The 14,737-nt window shown below is 41.9% G+C and carries 6 protein-coding genes, 2 tRNA genes and 3 rRNA genes; 2 read left to right on the top strand and 9 right to left on the bottom strand.

Annotated elements, in window-relative coordinates; genetic code table 11:
- Positions 1 to 48: 48 nt before the first annotated feature.
- The 9 genes from A3Q33_RS11030 to A3Q33_RS10990 all read right to left on the bottom strand — a co-directional run bounded on the left by A3Q33_RS11030 (position 49) and on the right by A3Q33_RS10990 (position 12,517).
- On the bottom strand, positions 49 to 810 hold the full coding sequence (locus A3Q33_RS11030; protein WP_081179979.1) for a phosphoadenylyl-sulfate reductase: 762 nt from the start codon (positions 808 to 810) through the stop codon (positions 49 to 51).
- Positions 803 to 2,545, bottom strand: coding sequence for an assimilatory sulfite reductase (NADPH) hemoprotein subunit (cysI, locus tag A3Q33_RS11025; RefSeq protein ID WP_081179978.1), 1,743 nt, complete (start codon positions 2,543 to 2,545; stop codon positions 803 to 805). The genes A3Q33_RS11030 and cysI overlap by 8 nt, the downstream gene beginning before the upstream one ends.
- On the bottom strand, positions 2,545 to 4,356 hold the full coding sequence (locus A3Q33_RS11020) for an assimilatory sulfite reductase (NADPH) flavoprotein subunit (protein ID WP_081179977.1): 1,812 nt from the start codon (positions 4,354 to 4,356) through the stop codon (positions 2,545 to 2,547). The genes cysI and A3Q33_RS11020 overlap by 1 nt, the downstream gene beginning before the upstream one ends.
- Before the next feature lie 888 nt (positions 4,357 to 5,244).
- A complete protein-coding gene (locus A3Q33_RS11015) occupies positions 5,245 to 6,483 on the bottom strand; it encodes an IS4 family transposase (RefSeq protein WP_231295619.1) in 1,239 nt (412 codons plus the stop codon).
- Between the two features lie 411 nt (positions 6,484 to 6,894).
- Positions 6,895 to 7,009 (bottom strand): 5S ribosomal RNA (gene rrf / locus A3Q33_RS11010).
- 264 nt (positions 7,010 to 7,273) lie between these two features.
- Positions 7,274 to 10,167: ribosomal RNA gene (locus tag A3Q33_RS11005) — 23S ribosomal RNA — on the bottom strand.
- Positions 10,168 to 10,584: 417 nt separating this feature from the next.
- Positions 10,585 to 10,660 (bottom strand) — tRNA-Ala (locus A3Q33_RS11000).
- A gap of 113 nt (positions 10,661 to 10,773) precedes the next feature.
- Positions 10,774 to 10,850: transfer RNA gene (locus A3Q33_RS10995), tRNA-Ile, on the bottom strand.
- Between the two features lie 122 nt (positions 10,851 to 10,972).
- Positions 10,973 to 12,517 (bottom strand): 16S ribosomal RNA (locus A3Q33_RS10990).
- Together the 16S, 23S and 5S rRNA genes with 2 tRNA genes alongside form the textbook arrangement of a ribosomal RNA operon.
- Positions 12,518 to 13,659: 1,142 nt before the next feature.
- Here A3Q33_RS10990 and A3Q33_RS10985 point away from each other — a divergent pair.
- Entirely contained in the window at positions 13,660 to 14,106 is a 447-nt protein-coding gene (locus A3Q33_RS10985) for an RNA recognition motif domain-containing protein (protein ID WP_081179976.1), read from the top strand.
- Between the two features lie 380 nt (positions 14,107 to 14,486).
- Positions 14,487 to 14,723, top strand: coding sequence for a hypothetical protein (locus A3Q33_RS10980; RefSeq protein WP_081179975.1), 237 nt, complete (start codon positions 14,487 to 14,489; stop codon positions 14,721 to 14,723).
- Positions 14,724 to 14,737 lie beyond the last annotated feature (14 nt).

The following is a 14,737-nucleotide window of genomic DNA, read 5'->3' as shown; positions in this document are numbered from 1 at the left end:
AAATGACAAAAAAGAATGCGACGCGCGCATTCTTTTTATCGCAATAGTTTAAATACCATCACCGTCGGTGTGTAAACCACATTCTCTTTGCATGCCAGAAAAGCGTGTGTCACTTTCATCCATGCCTGCCGATAATGGTCGTGTACTATGCACATCGCCCACTGAGACATAACCTTCTTCCCACAATGGGTGATAAGGTAAGTTATTCGCCGTTAAGTATTGGTGAACATCTTTGTTTGTCCAATCAATAATAGGGTGTACTTTAAAGCGGCCACGTAAAATACTTACGACTGATAAGCCTTCACGATGACTTGATTGCTGACGACGAACACCTGAAAACCATGTACCCGCTTGCAACTCACTTAAACCACGCTCTAGCGGTTCAACTTTATTACGTCGATTATATGCTTTTAAAGAGTCTTCATCTGTTGCCCACTCTTGTCCAAACTTAGCTTGTTGCCATGCTGCACTTTCTTTAGCACTGAATACTTGTAAATTTAAATTCAATCGCTCAGTCATTTTTTCAATAAACTGATAAGTTTCAGGAAACAAATGTCCCGTATCAGTAATTAATACCGGAATATTAGGCTCAATCTGGGTCAGCATATGTAGCATCACCGCAGATTGGATACCAAAACTGGATGATAAAACAAATTGCGATGGTAAGTTCTCCATCGCCCACTCTACTCGCTGTGTTGCAGACTGTTTCTCTAATAGTTCGTTCCACTGCTTTAACCAAGGTTCTGGTAAAGATGCAGGGAATTTATTACTGATCACAGGCGGTATACTCGCTTTAATAATATTAGTCATGAAAATCCCGTTTGCTGACTTTTACTTCGTCAACGATACCTACACGAATGACAAAATCACCGAAAGCTTCAGCATTATTTCTCTCAGCAACCCAACGCGCCACTAAGCTATCAATTTCGAGTAAAATATCTTCTTCATTCAGGTTTTCTTTGTACATTTTAGGTACACGTGTACCCGCAATGTTACCACCTAAATGCATATTGTATTTACTAGGGCCTTTACCGACCAAACCTATTTCAGCCAACATCGCACGACCACATCCATTCGGACAGCCCGTAACACGTAAAATAATACTTTCATCGGCTACATTGTGTTTAGCTAATATTGCTTCTACATCTGTCACTAAGCCAGGTAAGTAGCGCTCGGCTTCAGCCATTGCCAGTGGACAAGTAGGAAATGCAACACAGGCCATTGAATTTTTACGCTGGACAGAAACTCCATCGTCCATTAAGCCATGTGCTCTGGCTAAACGTTCTATTTCAGCTTTATCTTCACTTGCCACACCAGCTACAATTAAGTTCTGGTTTGCGGTCATTCGAAAATCGCCTTTATGGATTTTCGCTATTTCAGCCATACCGGTTTTTAAAGGTAAATTAGGTTTATCTAGTAAACGGCCATTTTCAATAAATAACGCTAAATGGTTTTTACCATCAAAGCCTTCCGTCCAACCAATACGATCACCTCGACCCGTGAATTCATAAGGACGACTTTCAGCAAAAGTAATACCTGCACGCTTTTCAACTTCAGCTTTAAAGGTATCTACACCAACACGGTCTAAAGTGTATTTAGTTTTTGCATTCTTACGATTAACACGGTTGCCCCAATCACGTTGAGTAGTAACTACAGCGGCGGCTACATCTAAAGTTTTCGCCAACTCAACAAAGCCGAAATCATCCGCTTTACGAGGATAAGTTGACTTGTCACCATGGGTCATGGCTAAACCACCACCCACTAACACATTAAAACCGATCAACTTGCCGTCTTTAGCAATGGCAATAAAGTTCAAATCATTAGCGTGAACGTCAACATCATTTTGCGGTGGTATAACAACCGTAGTTTTAAATTTACGTGGTAAATAGTTTGGCCCTAAAATAGGCTCTACTTCTTTACCATCTTTGCCTTCTTCAATTTTTTCGCCGTCTAACCAGATTTCAGCGTAAGCGCGAGTTTTAGGTAATAAGTGCTCACTAATTTTTTTAGCCCACTCATAAGCTTCCTGATGTAACTCAGACTCGACCGGGTTAGTTGTACAAAGCACATTACGATTTACATCACCTGCCGTAGCAATAGAGTCGATACCATACTCATTCAATGTTTGATGCATTAACTTAATGTTAGGCTTTAATACGCCGTGAAACTGAAACGTTTGACGAGTCGTTAAACGGATGCTGCCATAACTGGTTTTTTCACGTGAAAACTGATCAATTGCTAACCATTGCGTTGGCGTGATAATACCACCAGGCATACGAGCACGCAGCATCACATTATGTAATGGTTCAAGCTTTTGCTTAGCTCGTTCATTTCGAATGTCACGATCGTCTTGCTGATACATACCGTGTGTTCTGATCAACTGAAAATTATCAGCCGTAAAACCACCGGTTACGTTATCTTTTAAATCTTCAGCTATCGTGCCGCGTAAGTAATTACTTTCCGCTTTTAATCTTTCATTATCGGCATGTTTACCTTCGACAATTAAAGGGCCGTTTGCCTGATCTTTATTAGTCAAGTCAGTCATTAGTATACATCCTTCTGGTAACGCTTAACGTCACGTAAATCTTTTAAGTATTCAGTTGCCTGTTCTTCAGATAGTTGACCTTTGGTTGCAATAATAGTTAGCAACGCAGCTTCAACATCTTTAGCCATTCGACTCATATCACCACAAACGTAGATATGTGCGCCTCGCTCTAACCATGCAAATATTTCGTCCGCGTTTTCTAATAATCTGTCTTGAACATAAATTTTCTCAGCTTGATCTCGAGAAAATGCTAAATCAATTTTAGATAACAAACCAGATTTCAAATAGTTTTGCCATTCAACTTGATAAAGAAAATCTTGTGTAAAGGTTTGGTCTCCAAAAAACAACCAATTATCACCTGTAGCTTCTGTCGCTTCACGTTCTTGCATAAACGCTCTAAATGGAGCAACACCCGTACCAGGGCCAATCATAATTACAGGGGTTTCATTGTTAGCCGGTAAACGGAAGTTGTCATTGTGTTCAATAAACACTTTTACTTCTCCGCCTTCTTCGATGCCATTAGCTAAAAATCCAGAAGCGCCGCCTTGTCGATTTGCATCATCCGTTTCGTATTGAACTAGTCCAACAGTTAAATGCACTTCTTCTTCAACTTCACTTTGAGAAGACGCAATAGAATATAACCTTGGGGTTATTTTACGTAGCGCATCTACAAATTCTTGAGCATTTAGCTTTGTTTCATTCGGTAATGGTGCAGCTTTAACAACGTCAACAACTTGATGATTAGCCGCATACTCACGTAGTGCTGCTTTATCATCTAAAATTGCCAATAAATTTTCGGCTTGTGCTTTCTTAGCCCAAAAGTCGACAAACTGTATTGAAGTTTGTGTAATTTCAAATTTTGTTTTTAATGCCTCGGCAATTGTTAAGCTTTCATCTGCGACGGCAACTTTATCTTGGTCATCAAGCCCTAGTTCTGTAATAAGTTCATCTACTAGTGCAACAGAGTTATCAAACCAGACGCCTAGAGCATCACCTGCTTGATAAGTTAGTCCAGATTCACCTAAATCTATTTCGATGTGTCGAACATCTTTAGCAGAATCTCGGCCGGTAATTTTTTGGCTAAGTAATAATTCAGCAACATAAGGACTTTGCTTTGTGTAAAGCTCTTCGGCGTTATTTACACTTGCTAACGTCACTACATTACTCGCGACAATCTCACTTTCAAGTAATGCTTTAGCTTGTGTGATTACTGTAGTTGTCCAAGTATTTGCATCGGCATCATAATCAACATCACAATCAATTCGAGGAGCAAGTCTTTTTGCTCCTAGCTTTTCTAAATTAAGATCGAAGTCTTTACCTGTCTGACAGAAAAACTCATAGCTTGTATCACCTAAAGCCAAAACACTGTAATGCAAATGGTCTAGTTTAGGCGCTTTTTTAGACGCCAAAAATTCATGTAACGCTATGGCATCATCAGGTGCTTCACCTTCGCCGTTGGTACTGGCAACGATTAATAAGTGAGTAATATTTTTAATCGCTTTAGGCTTAATTTCTCCCATGCTTTTTAATTCAACACTCAAACCTTCTGCTTTAGCTTTTGCAGCCAAACCTTTAGCCACGCCTTTAGCGTTACCGGTCTGTGAACCATACAGAATAGTTAATGTTGGTGACGCTGCACTTGCAACTGCAGCTGGAACTGCAACAGTACTTACATTTTCAGCTTTTGCGGCTAAATAACCGCTAGCCCACGCTAATTGAAGCGGAGAAAGATCGTTTATGCTTTGCTTAAAAGATGCCAATTGGTTGGTATCTAGCATTGTTTGGTTTAATTTTTGCTGTTCCGGCAACATATCAACTTACACCCATAACTAATTAATACCGCTAGGATAGACTGATTAACTTCTAAAGAAAAAGAATAGAAACGGCTTTTTTATGCAAAAATAGAATATAGGAAATTATAACGAGAGTTTTATTTATAAAATAGGCCACAATTCCTGCTATACCTGTTGCTTTAAACCGATATATATCAGAAATTTAAAACTGTTGGACGTTAAAAAATAACCGTTTTGCCATTAATCTTAATATCACTAATTATCTGATCATTTATATCGGTTAAAATAGACCACGTAATTAACAAAACTCCTATTACATTCATCGTTATTCCGTGTAATCAATAAGACAGCAAAGGGCCTACTTTGTGAAGCGAGCTTTTGACATGCAGGGATTTACTAATACTTGAAATAGTTTTAAGTTCAAAGCTGTCAGTAAAATCTAGTAGTCACTAATGTCTTGTGGCTGACAGCTCAAAACTTATAGCTTCAATTTTTTAAATCCCAGACAGCAAAAAGCCCGTCACTTTCGTATAAAGTGGGGTCAGATACACATTAATTGATTTTGGTGGCTTTGGTAATTGTAAAAGGGGTAAGTTGAGCACAGAGCTTGACCATGTTGCTCGTTTTAGAGGATATCAGGTAGCTAAAAATTAATGTGTATCTGACCCTACTTTATTGAAATAGTTTTAAGTTTAAAGCTGTCAGTAAAAATATAGCAATCACTAATGTCTTGTGGCTGATAGCTGACAGCTCAAAACTTATAGCTTTTTTTATGTCTTAAACTGACAGCTGACAGCTTAAAACTGATAGCTGAAGTTTGGAATCCCAGATAGCAAAAAGCCCGACTCTTTCGAATCGGGCTCTTCTATAAAGTAGGGTCAGATACTGAGCGATCCCCACAAAATATCAGAGTCTCTCAATGATATAAGCTCCACCAAATAAGTGGAGCTGCCTGACCGCTTTTAAAAACGTCTTTATCGTTAACTTTGCATACCTGTCCGCAACAACGCGCAGTCCAATAAAATGCAGCGATAGTATTGTGTCACTCTTCAAGCTGTTAGCTTGGTATTGCCTATGTTTATTCTCATTTTTTGTCGCTAATCCTATCGCCATTAATAACCAGTGCGCAATGCTTGATAATAGAATGAGTATGGATAATCTACTCGTTTTAGTTGTTTTATTGTACTCAAATCCTTGCCCGAATTGATGACTTTTCATATCTCGAAATCCTTCTTCAATTTGCATACGTAAACGATAAATTTTCATGACTCGTTTTGCTAATTGTTTCCCCTGTGGCAACGATGTAGCCAATAGCCATGGGTCGTTTCCTGACTTTCTATAAGTCTTTGAGGTTTTTGATTTCCTCGGTGCACCTAGTTGATTCATATCTTTTCTTCCTTTCTTTTTCTGCTTATAAAGTACTAATCGACATTTCAAAGGATTGCTTCTGGCAATGGTCCCAGAATAAGACGTCGGACAGGTGGTTGCCCGTTTGTAAAAATGGGTAATGCTCTGCCAATTTGAATCATCTAAACTATAGAAGTTCGGCAAACGTGCTCTTCCTACATAATCCCAGCCCCTAGCTGATACCGATCGAAACCAAGGTGTTTTAAATCCTGCATCACTGACAATAATAGGGCAGCAGTCTTTATCGATAACCTTTGCTAAATGGCTCAAAAATTTAATGTGCGTTTGGGGTTTTTCTTTAGTGCTAATGTCGTGCACTTCTTCATAAACACATATACCTCTTCCATGTGACGCTAAAGTAGCGCGCAGTAAGAAATGGCCTTTATACTCATCTAAATCGGACCAATCGACTAAGATAATCGGCCGCTTGGCTTTGCCAACCGTGTATTTGGCGAGTTCTTGGTAAATAGAAAAGGACTCATTTTGTAAATTGGTGTTAGATAACAATCTATCAGCGCGTTTTATCCGGTGCTTTTCTTTTGCTTTAGAATTTATTCCTCTACCAAGGTTAGTCACCGTGGCTGAGGCACCATTTAATAAGCTATCAACTGAACTTATTAATGAAGTTCTGCGACGGGCGTGCATTTTAGGGGTGACAAGCGTAATTGTTTTCTTCAAAATAGAGCGGACATTCATGGCGTTTCCTGGTTGTATTTGTTTGGCGATAGATCTGATCACTAAACGTCATGAATGTTCCCTGCTTTTTAAATTATTTTATTGATTCTTATCGTTTATTTGTGGGGATAGGTCAGGGTCAGATACACATTAATTGATTTTGGTGGCATTGGTCATTGTAAAAGAGGAAATATTAAGCTCAGATCTTGACCATATTGCTCGTTTTAGAGGATATCAGGCAACTAAAAATTAATGTGTATCTGACCCTACTTTATTGAAATAGTTTTAAGTTTAAAGCTGTCAGTAAAAATATAGCAATCACTAATGTCTTGTGGCTGATAGCTGACAGCTCAAAACTTATAGCTTTTTTTATGTCTTAAACTGACAGCTGACAGCTTAAAACTGATAGCTGAAGTTTGGAATCCTAGAAAGCAAAAAGCCCGACTCTTTCGAATCGGGCTCTTCTAAATAGAAGCCTAGCAATGTCCTACTCTCACATGGGAACTCCCACACTACCATCGGCGCTAACACGTTTCACTTCTGAGTTCGGAATGGGATCAGGTGGGGCCATGTCGCTATTGTCGCTAGACAAAAACTTGCTTGTTAATTACCAAATTGACGGCATTGCTACAATCGCTTAGATACTCATTGAGTAAACTCAACTCCGTGTCACGCTCATTTGCGGCTTTGTCAATTCGTCACTTACCTGCGCAAGTGATTAACAATTAATAATCTTAGAAAGCTGTAAATACCGTTTGTTCTTAATCTCTTATTCACACAATTGTCATGCGTGATGTGTGTATTCCTACACTTTTGTCAAACTTCATACAACTTAAAACCACTTGGGTGTTGTATGGTTAAGCCTCACGGGTAATTAGTATTGGTTAGCTCAATGCCTCGCAGCACTTCCACACCCAACCTATCAACGTTGTAGTCTCCAACGACCCTTTAGGGAGCTTAAAGCTCCAGTGAGAACTCATCTCAAAGCCTGCTTCCCGCTTAGATGCTTTCAGCGGTTATCAGTTCCGAACGTAGCTACCGGGCAATGCTATTGGCATAACAACCCGAACACCAGCGGTTCGTCCACTCCGGTCCTCTCGTACTAGGAGCAGCCCTCTTCAATTCTCAAACGCCCACGGCAGATAGGGACCGAACTGTCTCACGACGTTCTAAACCCAGCTCGCGTACCACTTTAAATGGCGAACAGCCATACCCTTGGGACCGACTTCAGCCCCAGGATGTGATGAGCCGACATCGAGGTGCCAAACACCGCCGTCGATATGAACTCTTGGGCGGTATCAGCCTGTTATCCCCGGAGTACCTTTTATCCGTTGAGCGATGGCCCTTCCATACAGAACCACCGGATCACTATGACCTACTTTCGTACCTGCTCGACGTGTCTGTCTCGCAGTTAAGCTGGCTTATGCCATTGCACTAACCGTACGATGTCCGACCGTACTTAGCCAACCTTCGTGCTCCTCCGTTACTCTTTAGGAGGAGACCGCCCCAGTCAAACTACCCACCAGACAGTGTCCCCAAGCCCGATAAGGGCCCTAGGTTAGAACATCACGCATACAAGGGTGGTATTTCAAGGTTGGCTCCACTTCATCTAGCGACAAAGTTTCAACGCCTCCCACCTATCCTACACATGTAGGAGCAATGTTCACTGTCAAGCTATAGTAAAGGTTCACGGGGTCTTTCCGTCTAGCCGCGGGTATACGGCATCTTAACCGCAATTTCAATTTCACTGAGTCTCGGGTGGAGACAGTGTGGCCATGATTACGCCATTCGTGCAGGTCGGAACTTACCCGACAAGGAATTTCGCTACCTTAGGACCGTTATAGTTACGGCCGCCGTTTACCGGGGCTTCGATCATGAGCTTCTCCGAAGATAACCCAATCAATTAACCTTCCGGCACCGGGCAGGCGTCACACCGTATACGTCATCTTTCGATTTTGCACAGTGCTGTGTTTTTAATAAACAGTTCCAGCCACCTGGTTACTTCGACTCTCCGATGCTTACGCCGCAAGGGCTTCACATTAGAGAGCGTACCTTCTCCCGAAGTTACGGTACTATTTTGCCTAGTTCCTTCACCCGAGTTCTCTCAAGCGCCTTAGTATTCTCTACCTAACCACCTGTGTCGGTTTGGGGTACGGTTCCTATATATCTGAAGCTTAGAAGCTTTTCCTGGAAGCATGGCATCAATGACTTCAACTCCGTAGAGTCTCGTCTCGTATCTCAGCGTTTAAATGAAATCCCGGATTTACCTAAGATAACCGCCTACGTACTTTCACACGGACTACCAACGCCGTGCTCACCTAGCCTACTCCGTCCCTCCTTCGCAATATATAGAAGTACAGAAATATTAATCTGTTTCCCATCGACTACGCGTTTCCGCCTCGCCTTAGGGGCCGACTTACCCTGCCCTGATTAACATGGGACAGGAAACCTTGGTCTTTCGGCGGGGGAGTTTTTCACTCCCCTTATCGTTACTCATGTCAGCATTCGCACTTCTGATACCTCCAGCAAGCTTTACAACTCACCTTCAACGGCTTACAGAACGCTCCCCTACCACTTGAACCTAAGTTCAAATCCGCAGCTTCGGTGACTAGTTTAGCCCCGTTACATCTTCCGCGCAGACCGACTCGACTAGTGAGCTATTACGCTTTCTTTAAAGGATGGCTGCTTCTAAGCCAACCTCCTAGCTGTCTATGCCTTTCCACATCGTTTCCCACTTAACTAGTACTTTGGGACCTTAGCTGGCGGTCTGGGTTGTTTCCCTCTTCACAACGGACGTTAGCACCCGTAGTGTGTCTCCCGCATATCACTCATTGGTATTCGGAGTTTGCAAAGGGTTGGTAAGTCGGGATGACCCCCTAGCCTTAACAGTGCTCTACCCCCAATGGTGTTCGTGCGAGGCTCTACCTAAATAGATTTCGGGGAGAACCAGCTATCTCCCGGCTTGATTAGCCTTTCACTCCGACCCACAAGTCATCACCGCATTTTTCAACATACGTGTGTTCGGTCCTCCAGTTGATGTTACTCAACCTTCAACCTGCCCATGGGTAGATCGCCGGGTTTCGGGTCTATACCCTGCAACTAAACGCGCAGTTAACACTCGCTTTCGCTACGGCTCCCCTATTCGGTTAACCTTGCTACAGAATATAAGTCGCTGACCCATTATACAAAAGGTACGCAATCACTAGACTAAATCTAGCTCTCACTGCTTGTACGTATGCGGTTTCAGGTTCTATTTCACTCCCCTCACAGGGGTTCTTTTCGCCTTTCCCTCACGGTACTGGTTCACTATCGGTCAGTTAGGAGTATTTAGCCTTGGAGGATGGTCCCCCCATGTTCAGTCAACGTTTCACGTGTGCCGACCTACTCGATTTCATGATAAGTTTATTTTCGTGTACGGGGCTATCACCCTGTATCGCTCTACTTTCCAGTAGATTCCACTAACTTACAAACCACTTAAGGGCTAATTCCCGTTCGCTCGCCGCTACTAAGGAAATCTCGGTTGATTTCTTTTCCTCGGGGTACTTAGATGTTTCAGTTCTCCCGGTTCGCCTCATTAAGCTATGTATTCACTTAATGATACCCAACTTACGTTGGGTGGGTTTCCCCATTCGGATATCTTTGGCTATAACGGTTTTTATCACCTCACCAAAGCTTTTCGCAGATTAACACGTCCTTCATCGCCTCTAACTGCCAAGGCATCCACCACATACGCTTAGTCACTTAACCATACAACCCCAAGTAGTTTCCTATTTGGTACACCGCGGAGACTAATCCACAGCAATTGTAAAGTCTGACATTTTCACGCACACAAAGTGTGTCTTGAATAAGAGTGGTAACAAATTTAACTCGTAAAAGTAAAAACTTACTACCGGGTTGATTACGTTTCCGAGGAGGACCGTAATCACCATTATTAACAGGCGATATTCCTATTAATAACAGCTTGGTATTTATAATTTGCAAACAACAGCGCGACACCGTGTTTGCCATATAAATACCGGTATTTATATCAGCTTTCCAGATTGTTAAAGAACTAAACTTATACACGCATTCGGTATAAATCTTGGTTTAAAAAACCAAACTTAACTTATCACTCTCATTCGAGAAGGATACCTTAAGTTTGGTCATTCAATTCTTTTGAAGAAGTGGTGGAGCTAAGCAGGATCGAACTGCTGACCTCCTGCGTGCAAGGCAGGCGCTCTCCCAGCTGAGCTATAGCCCCGAATGGGAAACATCAGATTAAAACTTCAGATTTACGTTTTTTACAAGGCGGAAGGATGCGAAGTGTAGGCTTTTCTACACGAGTATCATTCCAACGCCGTAAAAAGCGTAAATTGGTAGGTCTGGGCAGACTTGAACTGCCGACCTCACCCTTATCAGGGGTGCGCTCTAACCAGCTGAGCTACAGACCTATTTCTCTTTCAAGAATTGTTGTCCGAAGCTTAGATGTTTGGACTTCTTCTAATTCGTTATCATGTAATTTGTGTGAACACTCGTAGAACCGAGGTTCTCATTAAGCTGTTTTACTTCAAGATAAGGAGGTGATCCAACCCCAGGTTCCCCTAGGGTTACCTTGTTACGACTTCACCCCAGTCATGAATCACAAAGTGGTGACCGTCCTCCCCGAAGGGTTAAACTAGCCACTTCTTTTGCAACCCACTCCCATGGTGTGACGGGCGGTGTGTACAAGGCCCGGGAACGTATTCACCGTAGCATTCTGATCTACGATTACTAGCGATTCCGACTTCATGGAGTCGAGTTGCAGACTCCAATCCGGACTACGACAAGCTTTGTGGGATTCGCTCCACCTCGCGGTATTGCTGCCCTCTGTACTTGCCATTGTAGCACGTGTGTAGCCCATCCCGTAAGGGCCATGATGACTTGACGTCGTCCCCACCTTCCTCCGGTTTATCACCGGCAGTCTCCTTAGAGTTCCCGACATAACTCGCTGGCAAATAAGGATAGGGGTTGCGCTCGTTGCGGGACTTAACCCAACATTTCACAACACGAGCTGACGACAGCCATGCAGCACCTGTCACAGAGTTCCCGAAGGCACAAGTCTATCTCTAGTCTCTTCTCTGGATGTCAAGGGATGGTAAGGTTCTTCGCGTTGCATCGAATTAAACCACATGCTCCACCGCTTGTGCGGGCCCCCGTCAATTCATTTGAGTTTTAACCTTGCGGCCGTACTCCCCAGGCGGTCAACTTAGCGCGTTAGCTACGCCACCCACAGATCAAGTCTACAGACGGCTAGTTGACATCGTTTACGGCGTGGACTACCAGGGTATCTAATCCTGTTTGCTCCCCACGCTTTCGTGCCTCAGTGTCAGTCTTTGTCCAGGTAGCCGCCTTCGCCACTGATGTTCCTTCCAATCTCTACGCATTTCACCGCTACACTGGAAATTCCACTACCCTCTACAAAACTCTAGCTTGCCAGTTCAAAATGCAGTTCCCAGGTTGAGCCCAGGGCTTTCACATCTTGCTTAACAAACCACCTACGCACGCTTTACGCCCAGTAATTCCGATTAACGCTTGCACCCCTCGTATTACCGCGGCTGCTGGCACGAAGTTAGCCGGTGCTTCTTCTGCGAGTAACGTCACAGCTAGCAGTTATTAACTACTAACCTTTCCTCCTCGCTGAAAGTGCTTTACAACCCGAAGGCCTTCTTCACACACGCGGCATGGCTGCATCAGGCTTTCGCCCATTGTGCAATATTCCCCACTGCTGCCTCCCGTAGGAGTCTGGGCCGTGTCTCAGTCCCAGTGTGGCTGATCATCCTCTCAAACCAGCTAGAGATCGTCGCCTTGGTAAGCCATTACCTTACCAACTAGCTAATCTCACTTGGGCTAATCAATGAGCGAGAGGTGCCGAAGCATCCCCCCCTTTGGTCCGTAGACGTTATGCGGTATTAGCAGTCGTTTCCAACTGTTGTCCCCCACTCAAAGGCATATTCCCAAGCATTACTCACCCGTCCGCCGCTCGTCAGCAGATAGCAAGCTATCTCTGTTACCGCTCGACTTGCATGTGTTAAGCCTGCCGCCAGCGTTCAATCTGAGCCATGATCAAACTCTTCAATTAAAAATCGTTTGTGATGCTCACCTTAACTCACCGAAGTGAACCAAGAAAAGACATCTGCTCAATGAATTCTGTCGTGTTCTTACCTATCCGACTAAAGAAGATAAAAACTACATAAAACGTATAATTTAAATCCGAAGACCTAAATGATACTTATTTTTTGTGTGACATCATATTAAGCTGTTTTTTTGTTACGTTCTTTCCGAAGAAATAGGTAACTATGTAAAATCAACGTTAATGTGAGTGTCCACACAAATTGCATGATAACTAATTGTTAAAGAACGTTAGTTTAAACTCGAAGTAAAAAACTAACCGAAACAAAATCTCATTCGCTTTGCTTCGTTGCTGCAGGCCTTGCCTGAAGCGAGATGCGCATTCTACGCAACTCAGTTTTAATGTCAACGTTTTATTTCGTTTTTTTAAACTTTCTTTTCAGAAGATTCAAAACCCTACTTTAAAACATTACGTTAACCAATTCGGCCTAAACCGCGTTAGATAACTTATTAAAAGAGCCCGTTGGGGTTACCCCTTGGAACTGGAGCGCATTTTAGAGATTTCTCGCCTCACGTCAACACCTAAATGCAATTAAATTGCGAAAAGATGTTTGTTTGCTTTTTATTTGCACAGGTAGCATTTTTATTGAGCTATAGCCGTTTAAATAGCATTCAGCACATGCGCTTAGTTACTTACCTGTACTGAATTTAATGTCGATTGGTGGCTGGCTTATAACTTTCATTCTCTCAAATTAGGCTTTATATGGGCGCATTTGCATTAATATCAATATTAACTAAGTGGCTCCCCTTTATATAGTGAATAAACGAAAGTCACCTGATGTGTTAAAGACTTAATCGACATTCAAGTATAGCTTCAAATTCGATTTACCCTATTGTGCTAAAAAGTAAGTTATTAGGCGAAAATCATGGTGAACGTCAGATTATGTAAAACAAAGAGATTTATAAGTACTATATAGAGTAGCAACTTTATCAGGAACTCACATAACGCACCTTTTTACAATTGGACACCCCAAAAGATACTTACCTGAATAAATTGCATAAAAATCACACTTATTCTTGCACATTACCAAAAGGTGGGTAACATAGAATTGCAATTTAAGTTTTTTATAAAATAATAATTAGGTATCCATTATGAAGTCTCCCCAAGCATTAACGCTAATTGTTGCGTTAGTATTTTCTGTCGCTATTTACTTTTTAGCTAACAGTACTGTATTTGAACTTACCAGTATGAGCGTTGCAGTTGTTGCTTTTGTTTGTGCATTTATCGCGCCCTTAGTTGGAAAAGCCGAAACAAATGCACAAGAAGCAGACACAAGCATCAGTACACTCTACGTTGGTAACTTACCGTATAGAGCCAATGAAGCAGCAGTAAGAGAATTATTCTCTGAGTATGGTCAAGTTCAGTCTGTAAGATTGATGAAAGATAAACATACTGGAAAAAGACGCGGCTTTGGTTTCGTTGAAATATCAGCAGGCGATGCTGAACAAGCTGTTGCGTCTTTAAATGACAGTGAGTTTCAACAAAGAACTTTAAAAGTTCGAGAAGCAAAAGAACGACCAGAACAGGTTGTTGAATAACTTTTTGACTATTATCTAGCACCACCAAGCCTTAAATCATTGTTAATGCCGCTCACTTAAAATTGAGCGGCATTTTTATATCTGGTGCATCATTACTGATACTGATACTGATTCTGCTATATTTTCCTTAAATACTCTGACTACTTGTTTTCTTAACACTAGTCTATTCCACTTACTATCAATATTTCATGCTACAACCGAAAATGTAGAATATTATCTACATCACCTTTTAAAGTACTTATATTACTTTTACGCATTGATTTATATTGTTTTTTTATTAAAAAGTAGTGACAAAAATATCAATTTGAAATAAAGTGTTAAAAAGTGTTTCAACATGGAAGTTCAACAACTAATAATTATAACCTGTCTATGGGAATGCAATGCCTAATAAAATTTTTCAGCTATTATCCAAAGTAATCTTTCTTTTCTTAATCAGTGTTCCCTCAGTTTTTGCTGCATCACTGCCTACTGTAGCTAATTCGTCTCCTGCTGAATCATTTATTGGTGAGCAATTCTGTTTTAACGCTAATTTTACCAATGGGTCAGCAGATATCGGCTATGGCCCTTATTATTTGCTGCAGTTAGCAGAAGATAACCTATCAGTCAGCTACTTTTAGTGGTCTTGATTTAG

The sequence above is a fragment of the Colwellia sp. PAMC 21821 genome, from assembly GCF_002077175.1.
Classification (GTDB): domain Bacteria; phylum Pseudomonadota; class Gammaproteobacteria; order Enterobacterales; family Alteromonadaceae; genus Cognaticolwellia.
This window is presented reverse-complemented; position numbering and strand designations above follow the sequence as displayed.

Excerpts from the sequence above, each read along its gene's own strand:
- A3Q33_RS10985 (WP_081179976.1), top strand. The coding sequence starts at position 13,660 with ATGAAGTCTCCCCAAGCATTAACGCTAATTGTTGCGTTAGTATTTTCT.
- A3Q33_RS11020 (WP_081179977.1), bottom strand. The coding sequence starts at position 4,356 with ATGTTGCCGGAACAGCAAAAATTAAACCAAACAATGCTAGATACCAAC.
- A3Q33_RS10980 (WP_081179975.1), top strand. The coding sequence starts at position 14,487 with ATGCCTAATAAAATTTTTCAGCTATTATCCAAAGTAATCTTTCTTTTC.
- A3Q33_RS11030 (WP_081179979.1), bottom strand. The coding sequence starts at position 810 with ATGACTAATATTATTAAAGCGAGTATACCGCCTGTGATCAGTAATAAA.
- cysI (WP_081179978.1), bottom strand. The coding sequence starts at position 2,545 with ATGACTGACTTGACTAATAAAGATCAGGCAAACGGCCCTTTAATTGTC.